Annotated in this window: 24 protein-coding genes; 21 read left to right on the forward strand and 3 right to left on the reverse strand. The window is 49.0% G+C overall.

Annotated elements, in window-relative coordinates; all coding sequences use genetic code 11:
* Positions 1-2 precede the first annotated feature (2 nt).
* The 3 genes from BLR73_RS00540 to BLR73_RS00550 all read left to right on the forward strand — a co-directional run bounded on the left by BLR73_RS00540 (position 3) and on the right by BLR73_RS00550 (position 2992).
* Positions 3-1727 (forward strand): dipeptidase, encoded by a 1725-nt coding sequence (locus tag BLR73_RS00540; protein WP_091860027.1) that lies wholly within the window; start codon positions 3-5, stop codon positions 1725-1727.
* A complete protein-coding gene (locus BLR73_RS00545) occupies positions 1724-2368 on the forward strand; it encodes an HAD family hydrolase (RefSeq protein WP_091857909.1) in 645 nt (214 codons plus the stop codon). Before BLR73_RS00540 ends, BLR73_RS00545 begins: the two co-directional genes overlap by 4 nt.
* A gap of 114 nt (positions 2369-2482) precedes the next feature.
* Complete coding sequence (locus BLR73_RS00550; RefSeq protein ID WP_091857912.1) at positions 2483-2992, forward strand: lipocalin-like domain-containing protein; 510 nt, start codon at positions 2483-2485, stop codon at positions 2990-2992.
* An 86-nt stretch (positions 2993-3078) separates the two neighbouring features.
* On the opposite strand, the gene BLR73_RS00555 is transcribed toward BLR73_RS00550, so the two are convergent.
* Complete coding sequence (locus BLR73_RS00555; protein WP_091857916.1) at positions 3079-4518, reverse strand: DUF1254 domain-containing protein; 1440 nt, start codon at positions 4516-4518, stop codon at positions 3079-3081.
* 216 nt (positions 4519-4734) lie between these two features.
* Here BLR73_RS00555 and map point away from each other — a divergent pair, with 216 nt between their 5' ends.
* From map to BLR73_RS00645, 18 genes are all read left to right on the forward strand, one after another.
* Positions 4735-5601: a type I methionyl aminopeptidase gene (gene map / locus BLR73_RS00560; protein ID WP_041385636.1), complete on the forward strand. Its 867-nt coding sequence runs from the start codon at positions 4735-4737 to the stop codon at positions 5599-5601.
* A gap of 1 nt (position 5602) precedes the next feature.
* Positions 5603-6628 (forward strand): tRNA (adenosine(37)-N6)-threonylcarbamoyltransferase complex transferase subunit TsaD, encoded by a 1026-nt coding sequence (gene tsaD / locus BLR73_RS00565; RefSeq protein ID WP_033149293.1) that lies wholly within the window; start codon positions 5603-5605, stop codon positions 6626-6628.
* A gap of 103 nt (positions 6629-6731) precedes the next feature.
* Positions 6732-7247, forward strand: a complete 516-nt coding sequence (locus tag BLR73_RS00570; RefSeq protein ID WP_013063611.1) for a CinA family protein — start codon at positions 6732-6734, stop codon at positions 7245-7247.
* A 119-nt stretch (positions 7248-7366) separates the two neighbouring features.
* The gene (gene rpmB, locus BLR73_RS00575; protein WP_013063140.1) at positions 7367-7630 is read left to right on the forward strand and encodes a 50S ribosomal protein L28; all 264 of its coding nucleotides are present in this window, start codon (positions 7367-7369) and stop codon (positions 7628-7630) included.
* A 4-nt stretch (positions 7631-7634) separates the two neighbouring features.
* Positions 7635-7826 (forward strand): 50S ribosomal protein L33, encoded by a 192-nt coding sequence (gene rpmG, locus BLR73_RS00580; protein WP_013065340.1) that lies wholly within the window; start codon positions 7635-7637, stop codon positions 7824-7826.
* Between the two features lie 12 nt (positions 7827-7838).
* Positions 7839-7997, forward strand: a complete 159-nt coding sequence (locus BLR73_RS00585; RefSeq protein WP_006950479.1) for a DUF4295 domain-containing protein — start codon at positions 7839-7841, stop codon at positions 7995-7997.
* A gap of 105 nt (positions 7998-8102) precedes the next feature.
* Positions 8103-9062, forward strand: a complete 960-nt coding sequence (gene ftsY / locus BLR73_RS00590) for a signal recognition particle-docking protein FtsY (RefSeq protein WP_073048485.1) — start codon at positions 8103-8105, stop codon at positions 9060-9062.
* Positions 9063-9113: 51 nt separating this feature from the next.
* Entirely contained in the window at positions 9114-10427 is a 1314-nt protein-coding gene (gene rimO, locus BLR73_RS00595; RefSeq protein WP_033149295.1) for a 30S ribosomal protein S12 methylthiotransferase RimO, read from the forward strand.
* Positions 10417-10704: an HU family DNA-binding protein gene (locus BLR73_RS00600; RefSeq protein WP_013064518.1), complete on the forward strand. Its 288-nt coding sequence runs from the start codon at positions 10417-10419 to the stop codon at positions 10702-10704. The genes rimO and BLR73_RS00600 overlap by 11 nt, the downstream gene beginning before the upstream one ends.
* Positions 10704-13010, forward strand: a complete 2307-nt coding sequence (locus tag BLR73_RS00605) for an HU family DNA-binding protein (protein ID WP_091857920.1) — start codon at positions 10704-10706, stop codon at positions 13008-13010. The genes BLR73_RS00600 and BLR73_RS00605 overlap by 1 nt, the downstream gene beginning before the upstream one ends.
* Positions 13011-13154: 144 nt before the next feature.
* Positions 13155-14150 carry an AAA family ATPase gene (locus tag BLR73_RS00610; RefSeq protein ID WP_013065531.1) on the forward strand — a complete coding sequence of 332 codons (996 nt, stop codon included), beginning with the start codon at positions 13155-13157 and terminating at the stop codon, positions 14148-14150.
* A complete protein-coding gene (locus BLR73_RS00615; protein ID WP_033149296.1) occupies positions 14150-15019 on the forward strand; it encodes a DUF58 domain-containing protein in 870 nt (289 codons plus the stop codon). The genes BLR73_RS00610 and BLR73_RS00615 overlap by 1 nt, the downstream gene beginning before the upstream one ends.
* Positions 15020-16087: a BatD family protein gene (locus tag BLR73_RS00620; RefSeq protein ID WP_091857923.1), complete on the forward strand. Its 1068-nt coding sequence runs from the start codon at positions 15020-15022 to the stop codon at positions 16085-16087.
* A 10-nt stretch (positions 16088-16097) separates the two neighbouring features.
* Complete coding sequence (locus tag BLR73_RS00625; RefSeq protein ID WP_013063970.1) at positions 16098-17096, forward strand: vWA domain-containing protein; 999 nt, start codon at positions 16098-16100, stop codon at positions 17094-17096.
* A 2-nt stretch (positions 17097-17098) separates the two neighbouring features.
* The gene (locus BLR73_RS00630; RefSeq protein ID WP_091857926.1) at positions 17099-18799 is read left to right on the forward strand and encodes a tetratricopeptide repeat protein; all 1701 of its coding nucleotides are present in this window, start codon (positions 17099-17101) and stop codon (positions 18797-18799) included.
* Positions 18799-21360 carry a BatD family protein gene (locus BLR73_RS00635; RefSeq protein WP_091857928.1) on the forward strand — a complete coding sequence of 854 codons (2562 nt, stop codon included), beginning with the start codon at positions 18799-18801 and terminating at the stop codon, positions 21358-21360. Before BLR73_RS00630 ends, BLR73_RS00635 begins: the two co-directional genes overlap by 1 nt.
* A 6-nt stretch (positions 21361-21366) precedes the next feature.
* Positions 21367-22056 carry a phosphatase PAP2 family protein gene (locus BLR73_RS00640; protein ID WP_033149299.1) on the forward strand — a complete coding sequence of 230 codons (690 nt, stop codon included), beginning with the start codon at positions 21367-21369 and terminating at the stop codon, positions 22054-22056.
* The gene (locus tag BLR73_RS00645; RefSeq protein ID WP_033149300.1) at positions 22053-23270 is read left to right on the forward strand and encodes an S-adenosylmethionine:tRNA ribosyltransferase-isomerase; all 1218 of its coding nucleotides are present in this window, start codon (positions 22053-22055) and stop codon (positions 23268-23270) included. The genes BLR73_RS00640 and BLR73_RS00645 overlap by 4 nt, the downstream gene beginning before the upstream one ends.
* A gap of 63 nt (positions 23271-23333) precedes the next feature.
* Here BLR73_RS00645 and BLR73_RS00650 read toward each other — a convergent pair whose 3' ends face one another.
* Together BLR73_RS00650 and BLR73_RS00655 are read right to left on the reverse strand one after the other, a co-directional pair.
* On the reverse strand, positions 23334-23969 hold the full coding sequence (locus tag BLR73_RS00650) for an OmpH/Skp family outer membrane protein (RefSeq protein ID WP_091857930.1): 636 nt from the start codon (positions 23967-23969) through the stop codon (positions 23334-23336).
* Between the two features lie 79 nt (positions 23970-24048).
* Entirely contained in the window at positions 24049-24255 is a 207-nt protein-coding gene (locus BLR73_RS00655; RefSeq protein ID WP_013064708.1) for a hypothetical protein, read from the reverse strand.
* Between the last annotated feature and the right edge of the window lie 3 nt (positions 24256-24258).

Genomic DNA, 24258 nt, shown 5'->3' on the forward strand with positions numbered 1-24258 from the left:
ATATGAAAAGAAAACTGATACTAGCAATTGCGCTGATGGCCGTAATGGGCGCATCGGCATGTACTAACTTTATTGTTGGCAAGAAAGCCAGCGCCGACGGTTCGGTGTTTGTAACTTATAATGCCGACTCGTATGGCGCATTCATGCCCCTCTATCACTATCCCGCTGCCAAGCATCAGCCTGGCGATATGCGTAAGGTGTACGAGTGGGATACAAACAAGTATCTCGGCGAGATAGCTGAGGCTGCCGAGACCTATAATGTGATTGGTAACTCTAACGAGTGGCAGGTAACTATCGGTGAGACTACCTTTGGTGGTCGCCACGAGATGGCCGACTCAACAGGTGTTATCGATTATGGTTCGCTTATCTACATCGCCCTGCAGCGTTCTAAGACAGCTCGCGAGGCCCTGCAGATTATGACTTCGCTCGTTGAGCAGTATGGTTACTACTCTGAGGGTGAGACCTTCTCAGTAGCTGATAAGGACGAGGCTTGGATGCTGGAGATGATGGGCTGCGGTCCTGATCGCACCAAGTCGAAGGAGCGCACCGTTTGGGTAGCTGTACGCATTCCCGATAACGCAGTAGCAGCTCACGCTAACCAGAGTCGTATCACTAAGTTCCTGGATGGTCGCTATGTACAGGTAAAGATGAAGGACCTGTTTGGTAAGAAGTATGCCGTTAACGGTAAGAAACCTGTTCCCAACCTGATGCTTTGCTCAAGCAATGTGGTAAGCTATGCACGTGCGATGGGCTGGTTTGATGGTAAGGATGCCGACTTCAGCTATAATGCTGCTTACGCTGCTCCCGACTTCTCGGGTCGTCGTTTCTGCGAGGCTCGTGTTTGGAGTTTCTTCAACCGCTTTGCCGACGATTTCTCGGAGTATGTTCCCTATGCAGCCGGTAAGGAGAAGAACGCTAAGGAGATGCCACTTTGGATTATCCCTAACAAGAAGGTAACCATCCAGGATCTGCGCGATGCTATGCGCGATCACTACGAGGGCACACCATTCGCTCTCGATACCAATATCGGTGGCGGTATCTATCAGATGCCTTATCGTCCAACACCTCTTACATTCAAGGTGGGCGAGCAGGATGTATTCAACGAGCGTCCTATCTCAACCCAGCAGACTGCTTGGAGCTTTATCTCACAGATGCGTAGCTGGATGCCTCGCGAGGTTGGTGCTTGTTTCTGGTTTGGTAACGACGATGGTAACATGGTGGCTTACACACCTATGTACTCTTGTATCACACGTCGCCCCAAGTGCTTTACTGAGGAGGGTGCCGATGACGTAACTTTCTCGATGGACAATGCTTTCTGGGTATGCAACTGGGTTAGCAATATGGTTTATCCTCGTTACTCACAGTTGTTCCCAACCCTGCAGGCCGTTCGCGATTCGCTCGACGCTTCGTATGCTCAGCTTCAGCCTGAGATCGAGGCTAAAGCCCTTGCATTGCCTACAGCCGAGGAGCGTGTGAAGTTCCTGACTAATTACAGCTGCAAGAAGGGCGACGAGATGATTGCTCGTTGGCAGAAGCTGGCCTTCTTCCTGATTGTGAAGTTTAACGATATGGCTGTTAAGCCAACAGATGCCAACGGCACTTTCCTGCGCACACCTTATGGACATGGTGCACGTGCAGAGCGTCCTGGTTATCCTGAGCAGTATGCGCGTGATTTGTTGAGGCAGACAGGCGACAAATATCTTGTACCAGCGGAGGAGAAGAAATGAGCACATTGAAAGCCGCACTCTTCGACCTCGATGGTGTAGTATTCGACACAGAACCCCAGTATTCTATTTTCTGGGGTTCTCAGTGTCGACTCTATCACCCCGAACGTCCAGGTCTGGAACACGAAATTAAAGGTCAGACGCTCACACAAATCTACGATCAGTGGTTCAGTGGTCCGTTGGAGAAAGAGCAGCCTGTAATCACAGATAGACTTAACGAATACGAGAGCCACATGCATTACGACTATATCGAGGGCTTTGAGCAGTTGATTGCCGATTTGCGCGCTCATGGTGTGAAAACGGCAGTTGTAACCAGCTCTAATCTGCCTAAGATGCAGGCTGTGTATCGCTATCAGCCTGAGTTTAAGTCGTTGTTTGATGCTATTCTTACCAGCGAGGATTTCGAGCGTAGTAAGCCCGATCCCGATTGTTATCTCAAAGCCGCCGCGCGCTTGGGTGCAAGCACCGATGAGTGTATTGTTTTCGAGGATAGCTTTAATGGTCTGCGTTCTGGTCGTGCTGCCAATATGAAGGTAGTGGGACTGGCAACCACCAATTCGGCAGAGTCGATCAGCGAATTGTCCGACATCCAGATATCCGATTATCGGAATATGGACTTTAACCAACTTTCCTCTCTACTTTAGGGAATTCCCCATTGTGGTTTATGGATTTTCCTTTGTAGGAGTAAGCTAAATTATCTAACTTTGCAATATCAAAAATAATCGAATGTCTAACAAAAAAATAGAAAGGGTACAATTATGAAGAAGCTCTACACAACACTGATGATCGCGATGATGGGATTGATGACACTGTCGTTCACCTCTTGCGAAACCGATGAGGAAATCGCTTACGATCTCGAAGGCACATGGGTTGGCAATATGTCGATTGCCGATGCTTATGGTGAGGCGTATGTTGATTCAGAAATCACATTCCTGCGATACTCAAACTCTTACACTGAGGGTAATGGTCTCTGGGCCGATTATTATGGACCACGTGACTACGAGGTATATCGTTTCGAGTGGTATGTTGATTTTGGTACCATTTATATCCGCTTCGAAGATGGCGCTCGTGTAGAAATCCGCAGCTACTCTTTGAACTCAAATCGATTCCGTGGCCGCTTCTGGGATGGCGACAAGGAAGTAAGCTTCGAGCTGCGTAACTCTACTCGTAAATACGACTACGACTACAACTGGGGTGGCAGTCACTATCGCACCCGCAGTGCAGACGATGCCACCGAGGCTCGCCCCACACATCCCCGCATCAAGTAAATGCAGTTTTCCCCTAATACTAACCCCGCTTTACTATCATGGTAGAGCGGGGTTAGTGTTTGGGTAAATTTGAGGTATCTGGGATATCAATCTAAGCGGGTGATGATAGGCATGGTCCACTCGTTATGGGCGATACGATCAACAGGGTTGTAGATACGGAAGATAAGATGGAAGTCGTCTGCTGGAGCAGGCAGCCAGTTGTCGGGATGGTCTGTATCCGGTTCGTGCGAAACATAAATGTCGAGTGAGCCATCATCATTGCGCTTCCAGTTGTCGCGGTCTGTTATGTTATAGCGATTCTGCTCGTTGTCGTAGAGGAAGTTGTCTTCGCCATAGAGGGTCACACTCCAGAAACCGTAAGGCTTTGTTTCTGGCCAGTTGTCAGAAGTTATATGCAGACGATAGCGATGATTGCCATTAAGGTGCTGTCCGTCGGCATCAACGTTGGCGCGTGGATAAACGGCTACGCTTACAGGATTGGCTGCGAGGGCTGCCACAGCAATAAGAGCACGATAATAGTATTCGGTACCGAACTCTGCAATAGGTTCGCCATAGAACTGCCAAGAGCCATTGGGCTTAACAAACTGCTGACTGCGTGGCGTTGTGATAGCGATAATATTGGTTACGAGGTTTTTCCACAATGTCTCTGCCTCACTGCCGAAGATAGAAGCGTCGAATTTCAGACCAGGACCTACATTGATACGCTTAAGGTCGGCCAGCCATTCGGCATCTTCTTTTGCTGGCGGATTGGTGAGCATCAGCTCATTGGCGCGAGCAAAGAATTTATCCATAGGCATCGTCATGATGTAATCCACAGGAGCTTTAAAGTCGTAATCTGGGTTGTAGGTACCCTTACCTGTATATTCTGCGCCGGTAGTCAGGAAGTCGTTCAGCATATAGGTACGCATCTCGTCCTGGATAGCATGTACGTTGGACAGGTCTTCCTTGCCCTTACAAACGGTACGCAGCAGCATCCACACATGGTCGGTAGGGCTGGCGATATGTGTCATGTTGGCTGGAACGTCGCCTTTGAATTTGGGGCCTGTAAAACAGTAGTAGCCATATTCACCCTCGATATCGGTGGCTACAGGAGCTGCTATACAGTTGCTCCAGGCATCAAGAATCTGAGCCAGACAGAAACGGTCTGTGTGAGGCAGGCGCAACACGAGTGCATCTCCTGAGAGGTCCATCATCACCTGTGTGTAGTTAGTGTCCACGTTAGGTGTCACCACCTCTTTGGTATTAGCATTGGCCAGCACGCGGGCGTGAATCAGACGGTTGGCTGGTGCCTGCTGCTGACCAACGGGTTCTACTACGTTAGTCATATGAATATAGGTAGCGTCCATGAGCATCAGCGGCAGTGCATAGACGTAGGCTCGCTCAAGCAAATTGGCCTTCTCGGCATCGGTTAGATTTTTTGACGCATTAGCGGGATTGTCGGAATAGGTATTGCATCCTGTGGCGACAATGGTTGCAAGCAGCATCATGGCTGCTGTAGCAAGGTTGTGAATTTGTTTTGTTTTCATACTGAATAAATTTGATTTATAGTGATATTTTGTTTATGGCGGCAAAGATATGAAAATAAATTGAAAAAACAAAATATATAAAGAAAAAATTAAACATATAAACCACTGGGTGGTAGATGGATGTAACTCGCATAAATAAAGAAAAAAGTATTTTCCTTTGGTTATTCGCATAATTTGCAGTAACTTTGCACCCGATTATATATATAATAAGGTGAAATGAGTGCATTTAAGAAAAAAAGAAGATGGCATTGCTTGCCCGGACAGGAGCCCACAGAGATGGATAAAACCATTATGTATTGGGAGAACAAAGGTAAGCTGGTACCAACACGTGAACTGATTAAAACCCCTGAACAGATAGAAGGCATCCGTAAGGCGGGTGTAGTGAATACCGCTGTGCTCGACGCAGTGGCCAAGGAGATTAAGGCTGGAATGAACACACTCGAGATCGACCAGATTTGTCGCAAGGTGTGCGAGGATGCTGGTGCCATCCCAGCCTGCTTGAATTACGAAGGATTCCCCATGAGCGTGTGCACCTCGATCAACGAGGTGGTATGTCACGGTATCCCCAAGGAGGAAGATGTGCTCGAAGAGGGCGATATCATCAATGTTGACTTTACTACCATCCTTGATGGCTATTATGCCGACGCCAGTCGTATGTTTATCATCGGCAAGACTACTCCTGAGAAGGAGCAGCTGGTGCGTGTAGCTAAGGAGTGTCTGGAGATTGGTATGGAGGCTGCTAAGCCTTATGGCTTTGTGGGCGATATCGGTCATGCCATCGAGAAGCATTGTAAGAAATACGGCTATGGTATCGTTCGCGATCTGGCCGGACACGGCGTGGGACTGAAATTCCACGAGGAACCCGATGTAGAGCACTACGGACATTGTGGTACCGGTATGCTGCTGGTTCCTGGTATGGTGTTCACCATCGAGCCTATGATTAACATGGGTACCTGGAAGGTATTCATCGATGCCGACGATCCATACGGATGGGAGGTTATTACCGAAGATGAGTTGCCTAGCGCACAGTGGGAGCATACACTCGTGATGACAGAACATGGTGTAGAGATACTGACGTACTAAGATGAAGGATATATATATATTAGGTATAGAAAGCTCGTGTGATGATACTTCGGCAGCTGTACTGAAGAATGGTATTCTGCTGTCGAACGTCACAGCTTCGCAGGCTGTGCACGAGGCTTATGGTGGAGTGGTGCCTGAATTGGCATCAAGAGCACACCAACAGAATGTGGTGCCTGTAGTTGATCAGGCCATCAAGAAAGCTGGTATTACCAAAGAGGATTTAACAGCGATTGCCTTTACCCGCGGTCCCGGACTGATGGGCTCGTTGTTGGTAGGCGTAAGCTTTGCCAAAGGTTTTGCCCGCTCGTTGGGTATCCCTATGATTGATGTAAACCATCTGCAGGGACACGTGATGGCACATTTTATCAAGGAGAGCGAAGACGATCAGCACCAGCCACCATTGCCATTCCTGTGCCTGTTGGTATCAGGTGGTAACTCGCAGATTGTAAAGGTGAACGCCTATAACGATATGGAGGTGCTTGGACAGACTATCGACGATGCTGCCGGTGAGGCTATCGATAAGTGCTCGAAGGTAATGGGACTGGGTTATCCCGGTGGTCCTATTATCGACCGATTGGCTCGTCAGGGAAATCCTAAGGCCTATCAGTTTGCCGAGCCTAATATCCCTGGTCTCGATTATAGTTTCTCGGGCTTGAAGACCTCGTTCCTGTATTCGATGCAGAAGTGGGTGGCCGAGGATTCCGACTTTATCGAGAAGCACAAGGAAGATATCGCTGCCTCGCTGGAGTGGACGATTGTTGATATCCTGATGAAGAAGCTGAAGAAGGCTGTGAAGCAGACAGGTATCAAGCACGTGGCTGTGGCTGGTGGTGTGAGTGCCAATAACGGCTTGCGCAATGCGTTCTACGATGCCGAGAAGCGTTATGGCTGGACGATTTATATCCCCAAGTTCAGTTATACCACCGATAATGCGGCGATGATTGGCATCGTGGGCTATTATAAGTATCAGGATCAGCAGTTCTGCGACATCAGCGCCCCCGCATTCAGCAAAGTAACGTTTAAGTAGTAATAATTAGCAACGGACAACAGGACTAATAAGATTGATTATCACTGGAAAATAAACTTTAAGTCCTGTAGTCCGTTGCAAAAAAAAGAAAATTAAACTAAATATGGATTTTGAAAGTAAGATAACAAGTAGAGAGGTAAGTGAAATCCTCTGGGAGACCGAGAAGACTGTAAGTACTGCCGAGAGTTGCACTGGTGGCCGTATAGCTGAGGCTATTATTGCAGTACCTGGCGCATCAAAGTATTTCAAGGGTGGTATTATCTCATATATCAACGAGGTTAAGGAGAATCTGCTGGGTGTTGACCATCAGTTGCTCGAAGAGAAAACCGCTGTGTGTGAGGAGGTTGCGATAGCTATGGTAAAGGGAGCATGTAAGGCGCTGAATACTGATTATGCAATTGCTGCTACCGGTTTTGCTGGTCCTACTGGCGGTACCAAGGAGATTCCTGTTGGCACCATCTGGTTGGCATGCGGACGTCCCGAAAAAGTGGTAACCATGAAGCTCGAAGAAGACTATGGTCGCGACATCAATCTGGCCATTGCTACCAACCGTGCTATGGAGATGTTTTTGGGCTTTTTGAAGGAGGAAGATGCCCCCAGACCCACGCGAGAAGGTTAAAAATCATTAATTCTTTGAATTTCCGGTCGTGTAATTATCTGAATCTCAATAAAATTGTGTAATTTTGCACGCTGTTTGGAATAAGTAAGTGTAAATCACAAGTAAAAAGGTAGATAGAAATGTCTAAGATTTGTCAAATTACAGGAAAGAAGGCACAGATAGGTTGCAATGTGTCTCACTCAAAGCACCGTACAAAGAGAAGCTTTGACGTTAACCTTTTCAGCAAGAAGTTCTACTACGTAGAGGAGGGTTGCTGGATTCAGTTGAAGATTAGCGCTGCTGGTCTTCGTATGATCAATAAAGTAGGTCTGGATGCTGCCTTGAAGCAGGCTGTTGCCAAAGGATTTGTAGACTGGAAGGACATTAAAGTGATAGGAGATTAAAATCATGGCAGGAAAGAAAGCTAAAGGTAATCGCGTTCAGGTTATCCTGGAGTGCACAGAGCACAAGAATAGTGGTATGCCCGGTACTAGCCGTTACGTAACCACCAAGAATCGTAAGAATACGCCAGAGCGTATGGAGCTTATGAAGTATAACCCAATCCTGAAGAAGATGACTCTTCACAAGGAGATTAAATAATACGACTGAAGTATGGCAAAGAAAACCGTCGCTACCCTCCACGAAGGCTCAAAGGATGGTCGCGCTTACACAAAGGTAATCAAGATGGTTAAGAGCCCTAAGACTGGTGCTTACATCTTCGACGAGCAGATGGTTCCCAACGAGGCCGTTAAGGACTTTTTCAAGAACTAATTTACATTTATTATATTGAAATTAGAGGTCGCAAGGAAATTTGCGGCCTCTTTTTTTGGTTGTGTCGTAAATTATGCCTATCTTTGCAATCGAAAATATTGCAATATGGGATTATTTGGATTTTTTAGTAAGGATAAGAAAGAGACACTCGATAAGGGTTTGGAGAAAACCAAAACGAGTGTGTTCGATAAACTGACTCGTGCCGTAGCCGGTAAGTCGAAGGTTGATGATGATGTATTGGATAATCTTGAAGAGGTACTCATCACCAGCGATGTGGGTGTAGATACCACATTGAAGATTATTCAGCGCATCGAGGAGCGTGTGGCTCGCGATAAATATGTCAGCACTTCTGAACTTAACCGCATTCTCCGTGAGGAGATAGCCGAACTGCTGGCCGAGAATAATTCGGATGATAACGATAATTGGGATTTGCCCGCCGATCATAAGCCCTACGTTATTCTGGTGGTAGGCGTGAACGGCGTGGGTAAAACCACAACCATAGGTAAGCTGGCTTGGCAGTTCAAGCAGGCCGGCAAGAAGGTTTACTTAGGTGCTGCTGATACATTCCGTGCAGCTGCTGTTGAGCAGTTGTGTATCTGGGGCGAGCGCGTAGGTGTGCCTGTTATCAAGCAGCAGATGGGTAGTGATCCCGCCAGCGTGGCTTTCGATACCCTGCAGAGTGCCAAGGCTAATGGTGCCGATGTGGTATTGATTGATACCGCTGGTCGACTGCACAATAAGGTAGGCTTGATGAACGAGCTGAAGAAGATTAAGGACGTGATGAAGAAGGTACTGCCCGAGGCACCCGACGAGGTAATGCTGGTGCTTGATGGCTCTACCGGTCAGAATGCCTTCGAACAGGCCAAGCAGTTTGCTGCCGTTACACAGATTACCTCGCTGGCTATCACCAAGCTTGATGGTACAGCCAAGGGTGGTGTGGTAATTGGTATTTCTGATCAGTTGAAAGTACCTGTAAAATATATCGGACTGGGCGAGGGTATGACCGACCTCCAGTTGTTTAATAAACGTCAGTTTGTAGATTCGCTGTTTGACGTTAAAGATTAAACATTCTTTGCAAGCAAAGCGAACAAGTTCGAGCGAAACATTAAAGATTAAATGGCGAAAACAATAGATATTATATCCCTGGGCTGCTCAAAGAATCTGGTTGATAGCGAGACTCTGATGGGTTTGATGGAGGCCAATGGCTATCAGTGTACACACGATAGCGACGACCCTCAGGGCGAAATCGTGGTGGTAAACACCTGCGGTTTTATCAACGATGCCAAGGAAGAGAGCATCAACACCATTCTGGAGTTTGCTCAGGCCAAGACCGAAGGTCGTATCGAGAAACTTTTTGTGATGGGCTGTCTTTCTGAGCGCTATCTGGCCGACTTGGAGAAAGAGATTCCCGAGGTTGACGGCTGGTACGGCAAATTTAATTATAAGAAACTTTTGAAAGACCTGAATGGCGAGGAGTATAACGCTTGCGAGGGTAAGCGCCATATCACCACGCCACGTCATTATGCATATATCAAGATTAGCGAGGGTTGCGATCGCCATTGCGCGTATTGCGCCATCCCTCTGATTACTGGTAAGCACCAGAGTCGCCCCATGCAGGAAATCCTCGACGAGGTGCGTTATCTGGTTAGTCAGGGCACCAAGGAGTTTAATGTCATTGCCCAGGAGTTAACCTATTATGGTGTTGACTTGGATGGCAAGCAGCATATCGCCGAGCTCATCGAGCAGATGGCCGATATCCCTGGTGTAGAGTGGATTCGCTTGCATTATGCTTATCCCACACACTTCCCTTGGGATCTGCTGCGCGTGATTCGCGAAAAGCAGAACGTATGTAAGTATCTCGATATCGCACTCCAGCATGTATCAGATAACATGCTGAGCCGTATGCGTCGCCATGTGACTAAGGATGAGACTTATGAGCTGGTTCGTCGTATGCGCGAGGAGGTGCCCGGCATTCATATCCGTACCACCCTGATGGTTGGTTTCCCTGGCGAGACCGACGAGGATTTCGAGGAACTCAAGGCCTTTGTAAAATGGGCTCGTTTCGAGCGTATGGGTGCTTTCTCATATTCGGAAGAAGAAGGAACCTATTCGGCTGACAACTTCGAGGACGATGTGCCTGAGGATGTGAAGCAGAGTCGATTGGATAAGATTATGCGTATCCAGCAGAATATCAGCGCCGAACTCGAGGCTGAGAAAGTTGGAAAGGTATTCAAGGTGATTATCGACCGACGTGAGGGTGATTATTATATCGGTCGTACCGAGTTCTGTTCGCCAGAAGTTGACCCTGAGGTGCTGATACCAGCAACTGAGGCAAAACTTACCATCGGCAACTTCTATGATGTATTGATTACAGATTCGGAAGAATTTGATTTATATGGAACCACAATCATTAAAACATATGAACAATAAAGACTTTATCACAGAATTGGCGCAACGCACGGGTTATTCGGCTGATGAAACCCAGCAGTTTGTGAATTGTGTAGTTGAGGCAATGGGCGACCATTTTCAGGACGACGACTCAGTGCTGATTCCTACATTCGGTACATTCGAAGTTAAGAAGAAGATGGAGCGCATCATGGTAAATCCTTCTACAGGACAGCGCATGCTGGTGCCACCAAAACTGGTGCTTACATTTAAGCCAAATGTAAGTTGGAAAGAACGTGTAAAGAATGGAGGAGCTGAGTGATGGGAAAGATTTCGATACAAGAATTAGCCAATGTGCTGGTTGAGCGCAGAAAGATGAACAGACGCGATGCAAGTTTGTTTGTAAGTGCTATGTTCGATATCGTACAGCAGCGACTTGAAACCGATAAGCTGGTTAAAGTCAAAGGTCTGGGTACGTTCAAGATTATTGATGTTGAAGATCGCGAAAGCGTAAACGTAAATACAGGCGAGCGTGTGCTGATTGAGGGGCACGGTAAAATTACCTTTGTGCCCGATGCCCTGCTGAAGGAACTGGTAAACAAGCCATTTGCCCAGTTCGAGACGGTGGTGCTGAACGATGGTGTGGATTTCGACGATGTTGATACCACAACCACCGATGCTTCCGAGCCCGAAGTTGATGCTGAGCCCATCGTTGAGCCAGAAACAGAGCCAGTGGTAGAGCCCGAACCCGAACCAATTGTTGAACCAGAGCCAACTCCAGTAGTTGCTCCCGAACCAGAGCCCGCTCCTGTGGTTGAGCCTGAACCAGTTGTAACTCCTGAGCCCGAGCCAGTTGTGGTTCCCGACGATGATCATGCAGCTATGCCATTGGTTGACTTTGGTGGCAACGAGGAGCCCAAACCAATTGTCGAGCCAGAGCCCGTTGTGGTTCCTGAACCAATTGTTGCTCCAGAGCCAGTTGTGGTTCCTGAGTCAGAGCCCGTAGCCGAGCCTGTAGAAGAAATGATGTCACTTGATGATGAGTTCGATGACGATATCGATGATGAACTCGAGGAGGAGCTGAAGTTAGGTATGACTATTCGTCCTGAGACAACAGTTCGCCCAAAGGAAGAACCAAAAGTTCTGGAAGATATCGCCGATGAAGATATTCCTGAGTGGGTTATCGAACCTTATGTTGCTTCGCCCGCCGAAGAACCCAAGGCTGAACCCGAGCCCGTGGTTGCACCCGAGCCCGAGCCAATTGTGGCCCCTGAGCCAGTAGTTGCCCCAGACCCTGTTGTAGCCCCTGAGCCAGAGCCCTTTGTAGCTCCCGAACCAAAGCCAGTAGTTGCTCCCGAACCAAAGCCAGTAGTTGCTCCTGAGCCTGTTGCTCAGCCGGTGGTTGAAACAGCACGGCCTGCTGCAAATTCTAATCTGCAGTCGATCCTGAGTTCGTTCCAGACCATCAAGAAACCAGCTCCTGCACCCGAGCCAATCCCTGAGCCCGAGCCAGCTCCAGTAGTAGCACCCGAGCCTGTGGTAATCCCAGAGCCAGCACCTGTTGTTGAGCCCGTTTATACCCCAGAGCCCGAACCCGTTGTGGCACCAGAACCGGTATACGCTCCCGAGCCTGAACCCGTTTATGCTCATGAGCCAGAGCCCGTTAAACCAGTTGTAACACAGCTTTCTGACGAGACAAGAATTACCGAAGAGTCGCTGCGTGATATGCTTGAGGATGATCCCGAGCCCGTAGTGATTCCTGAGCGCACACATGTGGCTGAGCCCGAACCAATCGTTCAGGGTGAGCCCGCTTCTGTAGTTGAGGAGCACAAGATGACTGCCGACGAAGAGCTTGCTGCAGCCTTTAAGAGAATGGGTGTTACAGACGAGGTTGTTTCTGAGCCTGCACCTAAGAAGGTGGTAGAGGAGGAAGAGCCAGAGAACGAGGAGCCCGAATATGAGTTTGAGACAGCCCGTCCACGCAAGTCGGCTGGTAAATGGGTACTGGCCTTGCTGGCATGTATCATTGGTTTAGGTTGTGGCTATCTGTTGGGTAACCATTATCCATACGCCAACTTCCTGCCTGATGAGAGCAGTGAGACTGTGATCCACGTTCAGAAGGAAACCGCTCCCGAGCCACAGGCTGCCCCTGATATTGAAGCTGTAGTGGACGAGGCCCCAGCTGAGCCGACTGCTAGCGAGGCTGATACCAAAGCTGCTGAAGCAAAGGCTGCCGAGGAAGCTAAGGCTGCAGAGGCTAAAGGCAAAGCAGATGCCGAAGCAAAAGCCAAGGCCGACGCTGAAGCAAAAGCCAAAGCTAAGGCAGAGGCAGAAGCCAAGGCAAAGCAAGAGGCCGAGGCCAAAAATTCTATTGCCGATAAGTACAACGCGATGGACGTAAGAGTACGCTTGGGTGCCTATCGTATTGTAGGTACCGACCGCACGGTAAAGGTGAAGGAAGGCGACAATCTTGTAAAGATTTCACGCCGTGTTCTGGGACCCGATATGGAGTGTTATCTCGAGGTATATAACAACATCAAAGCCTCTACACCACTCAAGGTTGGCCAGGAAATTAAAATTCCAAAATTGCAGTTGAAGAAGAAAAAGAAGGCCGCAACAGCCAACTAAATCAGCAAATAATGAAAAAGTTTCTTAAAACTTAGGTTTTGGGAAACTTTTTTAATATTATTTAGACTGATAAAGTGTGGCAAAGTCCTTTAAAAAAAGTATTTTTGCAGTCAAATTTAGAAAACAATTAAAGATATAAATATTATGGCAGAAGCTATTGATATCCGAGAGTTAAATATTCGGATTGAACAACAAAGCGCATTTGTAACAAATCTTGTGAGTGGAATGGACCGCGTAATCGTTGGTCAGAAACATCTAATCGACTCGCTTTTGATAGGTTTGTTGAGTGATGGACATATTTTGCTGGAAGGTGTGCCAGGTCTGGCTAAGACATTGGCCATTAAGACCCTTTCGCAGTTAATCGATTCAGATTACAGCCGTATTCAGTTTACCCCCGACTTGCTCCCTGCTGACGTGATAGGTACTATGATCTACTCGCAGAAGGACGAGAAGTTCCAGGTAAAGCAGGGCCCCGTATTTGCCAACTTCGTGCTGGCCGATGAAATTAACCGTGCCCCAGCAAAGGTGCAGAGTGCACTGCTCGAGGCCATGCAGGAAAAGCAGGTTACTATCGGTAGTCAGACCTTTAAGTTGCCTAACCCATTCCTGGTAATGGCTACTCAGAACCCTATCGAGCAGGAGGGTACCTACCCACTGCCTGAGGCACAGGTCGACCGTTTCATGCTCAAGGTGGTTATCGATTATCCTACACTCGAAGAGGAGAAGAAGATTATCCGCGAGAATATCACAGGCGAGATGCCTACCGTTACCCCTGTAACTACAGCCGAGGAGATTCTGAAGGCTCGCAGCGTGGTTCGCGAGGTTTATATCGACGAGAAGATCGAGCAGTATATTGCTGATATCGTGTTCGCCACCCGTTATCCCGAGCGCTATGGCTTGAAGGATCTCAAGGACATGATTTCGTTTGGTGGTTCGCCTCGTGCCAGCATCAATCTGGCTAAGGCTGCTCGCGCTTATGCTTTCATTAAGCGTCGTGGCTATGTGGTTCCCGAGGATGTTCGTGCTGTGGCTCACGATGTATTGCGCCACCGTATTGGACTTACCTACGAGGCCGAGGCCAGCAATATTACCAGCGAGGAGATTGTTTCAAAGATTATCAATAAGGTTGAAGTGCCCTGATGGAAACCTCTGAGATCATAAAGAAAGTCCGTAAGATCGAGATCAAGACCCGTGGCTTGAGCTCAAACATCTTTGCAGGTCAGTACCACTCTGCCTTTAAGGGTAGGGGTATGGCCTTTAGCGAGGTGCGCGAGTATCAGTTCGGTGATGATGTGCGAGATATCGACTGGAATGTGACTGCTCGTTTCCATCGTCCTTATGTAAAGGTGTTCGAAGAGGAGCGCGAGCTGACGGTGATGCTGTTGATCGACGTCAGCGGTTCGCTTGATTTCGGCACCCAGAAGCAGATGAAGCGCGATATGGTGACCGAGATTGCTGCCACCCTTGCCTTCAGTGCTATTCAGAACAACGATAAGATTGGTGTGATCTTCTTCTCGGATAAAATCGAGAAGTACATCCCGCCCAAGAAAGGCCGCAAGCATATCCTGTACATTATCCGTGAGATGCTCGACTTTAAGCCCGAGTCAACACGTACGGATATCAAGCAGGCCATCGAGTTCTTGTCGAGTGTCCAGAAACGTCGTACCACAGCCTTTATCCTGAGCGACTTCTATGTGCGTAGCGATTTCCAACAGTCGTTGCAGATTGCCAATCGCAAGCACGATGTGGTAGCCATCCAGGTGTACGACCAGCGTGCACGCGAGTTGCCCGATGTGGGATTGATGAAGGTTGTAGATGCCGAAACTGGCTACGAGCAGTATGTGGATACAAGTTCCAAGAAACTGCGTCAGGCTTACCAGAAGTACTGGTTAACCCGCCAGGCCCAGTTGCAGGAAACTTTTAATAAGAGCAATGTAGACAATGTGAGCATAGCCACTAACGACGACTTTGTGAAATCGTTGCTACTGCTATTTAAACAACGTAGTTAAATGAAACGTATTTTTCTTCTTATATCGCTGATAGCCAATGCGCTGCTGATTTCGGCACAAGTATCTGTCGAGGCTGAGATTGACTCGATTCAGATCTTTGTTGGTCAGCAGACTCACCTGCGACTCACTACCAATGTGCAGCCCAGTCAGAAGGTTGAGTTCCCGCAGTTTCAGCCCACACAGATGATTACACCTGGTGTTGAGGTGCTGAAGTGCGAGGAGCAGAAGCAGGATATCGGTGATGGATTCGAAGCCCGCACGATGGTGTACACACTCACCTCGTTCGACGATACCCTTTATTATCTGCCACCACTTACCGTTAAGGTGGATGGTAAGCAGTATAAGAGTAAGAGTCTGGCCCTGAAGGTGCTCACCATCGATGTGGATACCACCAAGGTCGATCAGTTCTTTGGTCCTAAGGATGTGCAGGACAACCCGTTCCTTTGGAGCGAGTGGAGCTTGCCATTCTGGTTGAGTGTGCTCATGCTGGTACTGTTGGCTTTGTGCTACTATCTGTACTTGCGTTTGCGCGACAACAAGCCCATCATCACCCATATCCGCATTGTTAAGCGCCTGCTGCCACATCAGAAGGCCATGCAGGAGATTGAGCAGATTAAGGCCGATAAGATGGTGGCTTCGGAGAACTCGAAGGAGTACTACACCAAGCTTACCGATACCCTGCGTAAGTATATCGAGGAGCGTTACGGATTCAATGCGATGGAGATGACCAGTAGCGAGATTATCGAACGCCTCACCGCCTCGCAGGATCAGAAAGCACTCGACGAGTTGCGCGAGCTGTTTATGACTGCCGACCTGGTTAAGTTCGCCAAGCATTCTACACTTATCAACGAGAACGATAAGAATCTGGTGAGCGCCATCGACTTCATTAATCAGACCAAGCTCGAGAATCAGCCTGTAGAAGAAAAGGTTAAACCACAGCTCTCTGAGGAGGATCAGCGTACACAGAAGTCGCGCCGCCTGCTCAAAACCGTCATCACCCTTATCTCGGTGGTATGCGCCGGTCTGTTCGGCTTTGTGGCTTACACCCTTTATCAGTTATTGAATTAAAACAGAACAAATGGAATTTGCCAATAAAGAATATCTGCTGTTGCTTCTGCTCATCATACCTTATATTATATGGTATGTGATGTACAGAAAGAAAACCGAGCCCACGCTGCGGATGAGCGATACGTTTGCCTTCCGCTATGCGCCAAAAAGCTGGAAGGTTAAGCTTATGCCCCTTTCCATGCTGCTCCGACTGCTGGTATTTGTGATGATAGTCATGGTGCTGGCTCGCCCTCAAACCCGTAACTCGTGGGATAGCAAAACCGTAGAGGGTATTGATATCATGCTGGCTATGGACGTATCTACCAGTATGCTGGCCGAGGACTTGCGCCCAAACCGTATCGAGGCTGCCAAGCAGGTGGCTTCTGAGTTTATCATTGGTCGCCCCAACGATAATATCGGCTTGGCCATTTTTGCCGGCGAATCGTTCACCCAGTGCCCCATGACCACCGATCATGCCTCGCTGCTGAACCTGCTGCAGAATGTGCGTACCGATATCGCCGCCCGTGGACTCATCGAGGATGGTACCGCTATCGGTATGGGACTGGCCAACGCCGTGAGCCGACTCAAGGATTCGAAGGCTAAGAGCAAGGTGGTAATTCTGCTTACCGATGGTAGTAACAACCGTGGTGATATCTCGCCATCTACCGCTGCCGAGATTGCCAAGAGTCTGGGCATCCGCGTTTATACCATTGGTGTGGGTACCAATAAGGTGGCACCTTATCCAATGCCTGTGGCTGGCGGTGTGCAGTATGTGAATGTGCCCGTTGAGATTGATACCAAGACGCTGAGCGAGATTGCCAGCATCACTGAGGGCGATTTCTATCGCGCCACCAATACCAACGAACTTCGTAAAATCTATAAGGAAATCGACCAGCTTGAAAAGTCGAAGCTTAACGTCAAGACCTTTAGCAAGCGTTACGAGGCCTACCAGCCTTTTGCACTTGTGGCTGTGTTGGCGCTGTTGCTCGAGATTCTGCTGCGTGTAACTATATTTAGGAGGATACCGTAATTATGTTTAGATTTGCTGACCCTACATATCTCTATCTCTTAGCGGTGATACCAGTACTGGCCATCATCCGCTTTCTCACGTATCGCAATCAGAAGAAACGTTTGCGTAAGTTTGGCGATCCCAAACTGCTGCGTTCGCTCATGCCCGATGTGTCTCGTTTCCGTCCCGCAGTAAAATTCTGGATTCTGCAGGGTGCTTTGGCATTGCTGGTTGTTATGCTGGCCCGTCCGCAGTTCGGCACCAAGATCAGTAACGAGCAGCGTACCGGCATCGAGACTATTATTGCGATGGATATCAGTAACTCTATGCTGGCCGAGGATATCACGCCCAGTCGTTTGGACCGTAGTAAGATGATGGTCGAGAATCTGGTGGATCACTTCACCAACGATAAGATTGGCTTGTTGGTGTTTGCTGGCGACGCTTTCGTTCAGCTGCCTATCACCAGCGATTACGTGTCGGCCAAGATGTTCCTCTCCAGCATCGACCCCTCGATGATGGCCACTCAGGGCACTGATATTGCCCGTGCCATCGATATGGCAACCCATAGCTTTACCCAGGAAGAGGGTATTGGTAAGGCCATCATTGTGATTACCGATGGCGAGGACCACGAGGGTGGGGCACTCGAGTCTGCCGAGGCTGCCAAGAAAGCCGGCATGCGTGTGTATGTGCTGGGTGTTGGTTCAACCCAAGGTGCGCCTATCCCCATTCCTGGTACAGGCGATTATATGAAGGATAATACGGGCAATACGGTAATGTCGGCCCTCAACGAGGATATGTGTCGCCAGGTGGCTCAGGCTGGTGGCGGTGCCTATATCCATGTAGAGAACAACAGTGCTGCTCAGGACCAGTTGGATAACGAGCTTTCAAAGTTGGCTAAGAAAGAGACTACCAGTACCGTTTACAGCGAGTTCGACGAGCAGTTCCAGGCTGTGGCCATCTTGGCATTGCTGCTGCTCATTCTCGAGATTTGCATCTTCGACCGTCGCAATCCGCTGCTCAAGCGCCTGTCGCTTTTCGGTTCTAAGAAGAAAGCCGCTGCTACCGTAGCTTTGTTGCTGGTGGCTGTTACTGCCAGCGCCCAGACCGATCGCCAGTATATCCGCGAGGGTAACAAGCAGTTCCGTGTGGGTCAGTACGATAAGGCCGAGGTGTCGTATCGTAAGGCCGTAGAAAAAAATCCCAAGAATCCGCAGGCAGCTTATAACCTGGGTAATGCGCTGATGGCTCAGAAGAAGGATTCGTCTGCTGTGCAGCTGTTCGAGCAGGCCACCCGCATCGAGACCAACCCGTTGCGTAAGGCTGCAGCCTATCATAACATGGGTGTGATCTGTCAGACACATAAGATGTACGGCGAGGCTATCGAGGCTTACAAGAATGCCCTGCGCCTGAATCCTAACGACGATGAAACCCGCTATAACCTGGTTCTCTGCAAGAAGCAGAAAAAGAAGCAGGATCAGAATCAGCAGCAGAATCAGAACAACAAGGACGATCAGAAGAAAGACAATCAGAAGAAGGACGATCAGAAAGATCAGAACAAAGATAAGAAAGACGACAAGCAGCAACAGCAGCAGAAGCCTCAGATGAGTAAGGACAATGCCGAGCAGCTCTTGAATGCCGCCATCCAGAACGAGAAGATGACGCAGGACAAGATGAAGAAACAGCAGCAGAAGCCGCAGCGTCGGAATGTATTAAAGAATTGGTAATGAAACGTATAGCGATATTTATAGCAATGGTAATGACCACGGTTCTGGCCGTGGCCCAAACATTAACAGCATCGGCACCATCGCATGTAGCGGTGGGCGAGCAGTTCCGGTTGTCGTACACGGTCAACACACAGAACGTGTCCGACTTTCGTGCTGGTAATATCCCCTCTGAGTTCGAGGTGCTCATTGGCCCGAACCGCTCCATGCAGTCGAGCTATCAGATGATTAATGGTCACACCTCGTCAACCTCGTCTATTACTTATACTTATATAGTAGCAGCTACCAAGAATGGTACGTTTACCATCCCTGCAGCTTATGCGGTGGTAGATGGCAAGAAGATTACCTCAAAATCGCTCACCATCAAGGTGTCGGGCTCGGTTTCGGGCTCAGGCTCTAATTCGCGCCAGAATAGCGACGATGGTGCTGAGATGCGCGATGCCGGTAGTCGTATCTCGGGCAGCGACCTGTTTATCAAGGTAAGCGCCAACAAAAAGCGTGTTTATGAGCAGGAGCCCATCCTGCTTACCTATAAGGTTTATACACTGGTACAGCTCACCCAGCTGCGTGGCGATATGCCCGACCTGAAGAGCTTCTATACCCAGGAGGTGGATCTGCCACAGCAGAAGTCGTTCTCGATTGAGACGGTCAATGGTCGTCCATATCGCACCTGCACCTGGAGCCAGTATGTGATGTTCCCACAAACCACTGGTAAACTGCAGATTCCGTCGATTACCTTCGAGGGTATCGTGGTGCAGCAGAATCGTAATGTGGATCCGTTCGAGGCATTCTTCAACGGTGGCTCTGGCTACGTAGAGGTGAAGAAAAAGATTGTGGCTCCTGGTATTGATATTCAGGTTGATCCGCTGCCACAGCGCCCAGCCACATTCTCGGGTGGAGTAGGTAAGTTTAATATCTCGGCCCAGCTCGATAAGACAGAGACCAAGGCCAACGATCCTATCAAACTGCGTGTGATTGTGAGTGGTACAGGTAACCTCAAGCTCATCAAAGAGCCTGTATTGAACTTGCCTAAGGACTTTGATAAGTACGAGCCCAAGGTGACCGACCAGACCAAGCTGACCACAGCCGGACTGGAGGGCTCGAAGATTTACGATATCCTGATTGTACCACGCCATCAGGGCCAGTACGATATTCCACCCGTTGAGTTTACCTATTTCGACACCGCCACCAAGCGTTACGAAACGGTAAAGAGCGAGGGCTTCCATCTCGATGTGGCCAAGGGCTCGGGTAGTGCTTCGGTGAGTGATTTCTCTGGTCAGGAGGATGTCGATGAGTTGAACAAGGATATCCGCTTTATCAAGACGGGCGACGCCGATCAACATCTCACCAACGATTTCTTCTTCGGCTCAACCGCTTATTGGATTATCATCGCTGCGCTGGTAGTGGTGTTCATCACGCTGTTTGTCATCTTCCGTCAGCGTGCCATCGATAACGCCAATGTTACCAAGATGCGTGGTAAGAAGGCTAACAAGGTGGCCACCAAGCGTCTGAAGCTGGCAGCCCGATTGATGACCGACAACAAGCCTAACGAGTTCTACGACGAGGTGCTGCGTGCCCTGTGGGGGTATGTGGGCGATAAGCTCAATATCCCAGTGGCCCAGTTGTCGCACGATAACATCAGTCAGAAGCTGGCCGATCGTGGCGTACATCAGTCAATCATCGATAAGTTTATCGGTGCTATCGACGAGTGCGAGTTCGAACGTTATGCCCCAGGCGATCCAAAGGGAAATATGAGTAAGGTTTACGATAAGGCCATACTGGCCATCGAGAAGATCGAGGAGGTGATGAAGAAGGGTAGTAAGAAAGCCGCTACTTTGGTATTGTTACTGCTGTTGGCACCTATGGCTGCCCAGGCTGCTACCAAGGCCGAGGCTGATAGCGCCTATATCAACGGCAATTATCAGGAGGCCATCAAGGGTTATGAATATATGCTTAAGCAGGGTGCTTCGGCCGAACTGTATTATAATCTGGGTAATGCCTACTATCGCACCGAGAATATCACCCGTGCCGTGCTTAATTACGAGCGCGCCCTGTTGCTCTCGCCAGGCGATGCCGACATCCGTTTTAACCTGCAGTTGGCCCGCTCTAAAACCATCGATAAGATTGTGCCCGAGAGCGAGATGTTCTTCGTTACCTGGTACCGTTCGTTGGTGAATCTGATGAGTGTCGACGGGTGGGGACGTATGGCCCTCGTGTCGCTGGCCATCGTTATCGTGCTGTTCCTGGTTTACCTGTTCTCGGCCCGTGTATGGGTGCAGAAGTTAGGTTTCTTTGGCGGTATCGCCCTGTTGGTGGTATTTGTGTTCAGCAATTTCTTTGCCTGGCAGCAACGCCAGCAGTTGCTGTATCGTCAGGGTGCCATCGTTATAGCCCCATCGGTAGCCGTCAAGAGCACGCCTGCCCAGAACGGTACCGACCTGTTTATCCTGCACGAGGGTACCAAGGTGGTGATTACCGACAGCTCGATGAAGAACTGGCGCGAGGTACGTTTGGCCGACGGAAAGAAAGGTTGGCTGGAGAGTAAGAAAATAGAAATGATTTAATACCCTATGTTTGAGACGTTGATTGATTTCGACCGCGAGTTATTGTTGGCCGTTAACGGCAGCGATTCGCTGTTCCTCGACCGTATGGTGCGCACGCTTACCAACGGTCTTACATGGATACCGCTCTATCTGTCGCTGTTTTATATGGTGATGAAGAATAACGATAATTTCCGCCGTTTGCTGTATGTGCTGCTGGGTGCTGGGTTGTGCATCCTGATAGCAGGTACGCTTAACGACGAAATCGTAAAACCCCTTGTGGCCCGTTGGCGCCCCACGCACGATCCCCAGATTGGCACGCTGGTTGATATCGTTGATGGCTATCGTGGCGGCAAGTATGGCTTCTTCTCATCGCATGCAGCCAACACCATGAGCATTGCTGTGTATTTTATCTGGATGGTGCGAAGTCGCCGTTTGTCAATCGCACTGGTCATCTGGTCGCTCCTTAACTGCTGGACCCGCATGTATCTGGGTGTTCACTTCCCAGGCGACATCATGGTGGGCCTCTTGTGGGGTGTGGCTGTAGGCACCGGTGTTTATTTCCTCTATGGTCGTATTACACGTGGCATGTACACACCTCGTAATCTAAATCCCGACCAATACACCCCGGGCTGCTATCGCCGTTTAGACTGCAACTGGCCTGTAGGCGTGTTTGTATTAACATTAGTTTTTGTATTTATTAAAGCTTGTATTATATGAATTCCGATCCACGACATATTCGTATCAGCGATTATAATTATCCGCTCCCCGATGAGCGTATTGCTAAATTCCCTATTGCCCAGCGCGACCACTCTAAGTTGTTGGTTTACCGTCAGGGCCAGGTAAGTCACGATGTATTCTATAACCTCCCCGAGTATCTGCCCAAGGGTGCTCTCATGGTGTTTAATAACACCAAGGTTATCCAGGCTCGTATGCATTTCCGCAAGGATACAGGTGCCCTCATCGAGGTGTTCCTGCTTGAGCCTGCCCAGCCTTCGGACTACGAACTGATGTTCCAGACCTCCGAGAAGTGTGCATGGTATTGCCTGGTGGGCAATCTGAAGAAGTGGAAAGAGGGCACGCTTCGTCGCGAAATCGAGATAAAGGGTCAGCAGGTGGTTGTTACAGCTACCCGTGGTCCTATCCACGGCACCTCGCACCGCATCGATTTCGAGTGGACCGGTGGTTTCTCGTTTGCCGAGATTATCGATGCCATGGGCGAACTGCCCATTCCTCCGTACTTGAATCGTGAAACCCAGGAGAGCGACAAGACTACCTACCAGACCGTTTACTCAAAAATCAAGGGTAGTGTGGCTGCACCTACTGCAGGTTTACATTTCACCCCCGAGGTGCTGGCTGCCGTCGATGCACATGGCATTGAGCGCGAGGAGCTCACCCTGCATGTGGGTGCCGGAACCTTTAAGCCTGTAAAGAGTGAGGAAATTCAGGGGCATGAGATGCACACCGAGTATATCTCGGTTCGTCGCGACACCATCCGCAAGTTGCTGGCTCACGATGGCTGTGCCATTGCCGTTGGTACCACCAGCGTACGTACACTCGAGAGCCTGTATTATATGGGACTGAAGGTGATGCAGAACCCCGAGGCATCTGAGGACGATTTGCATGTAAACCAGTGGGAGCCCTACGATACCGATACCCAGGTAAGCACCGTTGAGTCGCTTACAGCCCTTGGTGCCTGGATGGATGCCCACGGTCTCGAAGTGCTGCATAGCAGTACCCAGATTATCATCGCCCCCGGTTACAACTATCACATCGTAAAAATGCTGGTAACCAATTTCCACCAGCCACAATCCACCTTGCTGTTGCTGGTAAGCGCCTTTGTAAAGGGCGATTGGCATAAGATCTACGATTATGCGCTGGCCAACGATTTCCGATTCCTCAGCTACGGCGATTCATCGCTGCTTATTCCATAACACAAAAAAAATAGGAGCCCCAATCGCGGAGCTCCTATTCTTTTTATTAAGTATTACCAAAAATTACTTCTTCTCTTCAGCCTTCTTCTCTTCAGCCTTCTTCTCCTCGGCCTTCTCTGCAGCAGGCTTAGCAGTTGGCTTGTAGCGCTTGTTCAGACCGTTGATGACGTCCTGAGTAATATCCAGCTTCTTGTTGCCCATCAGGATGTTGTCGCCAGCCTTCGAAAGGATCAGGTCAAACTTCTTATCCTCGTTGTACGACTTCAGGAAGTTCTGCAGTGAGTCGCGCAGAGCCTCGTTAAACTTAGCTGTCTCGCTGGCCAGTTCGTTCTCCAAACGTGCCTGCAACTCCTGCAGGTCGTTCTGCTGGCGCTGTATAGCGGCCTGCTGACTTGCTGCCTGCTCACGGCTCTGGAAACCGTTGTTGTTCAACTTCTGCTGGAAGTTAGCCATAGCAGCCTGCAGGGCATTACCTTTCTGGTTCAAAGTGTTACGGGCGTTGTTGCTCTTCTTCTGCAGGGTTACGCTGTAGTCCTTAGCAAAGTTGTACTGAGTCATCAGCGAGTCAACCTCAACATAAGCAATCTTCATACCCTCGCCGCTAGTAGCAGCGGGCTGATCGTCCATCTTAGGACTCTGGTTGTTGCACGATACCATCATAGCTGCGATGGCCAGTGCTGGAAAAATGTACTTTTTCATTTTCTGTTTTTAATTATTATTTTTTTGAATTTTCAATTTTTACATTCTTACATTTTTGAATTATTACATTCTCAATGTTTTATTTCTCCGAGACAGCAAACGGACTCTTGGTGCGAAGCTCGCGATCCTGGTCCATCACACAGTGTATACCTCGGTCTTTCATCGCCTGCGAATCGTGAATGTGCTGCGATGAGAACTCGCCGTTGCGCTTTAAAAGCACCTTTACGAGCAAAAATGCCATGCATATAGCAATTATTAACGTGGTTATGAGTAGAGTCTCAATCATTTT

This window comes from Prevotella sp. khp1 (genome assembly GCF_900102205.1).
GTDB classification, from domain to species: domain Bacteria; phylum Bacteroidota; class Bacteroidia; order Bacteroidales; family Bacteroidaceae; genus Prevotella; species Prevotella ruminicola.